The sequence below is a fragment of the Paucibacter sp. XJ19-41 genome (assembly GCF_028462495.1).
Classification (GTDB): domain Bacteria; phylum Pseudomonadota; class Gammaproteobacteria; order Burkholderiales; family Burkholderiaceae_C; genus Roseateles_E.
In genome coordinates this window covers 1-874 of the sequence record NZ_JAQOWX010000280.1, presented here as the reverse complement: position 1 = coordinate 874, position 874 = coordinate 1, and the positions used below count along the sequence as shown (strand labels likewise).

The 874-nt window shown below is 75.3% G+C and carries 2 protein-coding genes; both read right to left on the bottom strand.

Annotated elements, in window-relative coordinates; genetic code table 11:
* Positions 1-493, bottom strand: a 493-nt coding sequence (locus tag PO768_RS28970; RefSeq protein WP_272648818.1) for a triphosphoribosyl-dephospho-CoA synthase, incomplete at its 3' end; no start/stop codon positions are given.
* A partial coding sequence (mdcG, locus tag PO768_RS28965) for a malonate decarboxylase holo-[acyl-carrier-protein] synthase (RefSeq protein ID WP_272648817.1) occupies positions 490-874 on the bottom strand: 385 nt, incomplete at its 5' end. The genes mdcG and PO768_RS28970, both read right to left, overlap by 4 nt.

The following is an 874-nucleotide window of genomic DNA, read 5'->3' as shown; positions in this document are numbered from 1 at the left end:
GCCGGCGCGCCGCGATGCCGCCGGGCAGGGTCGAGGGGCGCGCGGCGCGCGCGCGCAGCGCGGCACCCCAGTGTTCGATCAGCGTGGCGCGAATCCGTGCGGCGCTCACAGGCGCTCCGGACTGCGAGGCGGCCCCAGCGGCCGCGCACAGCAGGCCGAGCTGGAAGACCCCGCCGCGATGGGTGTTGATGCCGCCGGTCGCCGCCAGCATCTGCGCCTCGGCCGCGATGCCGCAGCGCTCCAGCGCGGCGAAGGGCGCGAGTTCGCCGCCCAGCTGCGCGATCTCGACGAAATAGCCGCGCAGCGCCAGCAGGCTGCGCATGAAAGTCCGGGCGTCCATATCGCTGTGGCTGCCCGTGCTGCTCAGCGTGACCAGGCCCGGCTTGGGCGACAGCAGCAGCTCATCGCGCAGCGCCAGTGTCGCGGCCCGGCCGATCTGCGCGGGCGAGAGCAGCGGCCCTACATCGAGGCAGGGGCGCGCCAAGGGGCTCACAACGCGGCCTCCGCCGGCGCCTGGCCCAGCAGCTCGTCTAGCGTTCGGAGCAGCCGGCTGCCGCCCAGGGTCTTCACCAGGATGGCGCTGCTGCGCCCGGACCGCCAGGCCGCCCATTCGCGCCAGGAGACCGCGCTGTCGCCCTTGAACAGCAGCTCGCCGTCCAGGCGCAGGCCCTCGGCCGCGAAGTCGTTCAGCAGCGCGGCGATCTCGTCGGCCTGCTGCGGCTCGGCCGCCGGCAGCCACAGGTCGAGGTCGGAGCGGCTGTGCAGATGGCCGGCGCCGCTCAGAAACTGCCAGCCGTAGCTGCCGTAGACACGCGGGGTCGCGCCCGCCGCGCGCAGCGCGGCGCAGAGCCGCTCCCAGGCGGCGCGTGCGCGG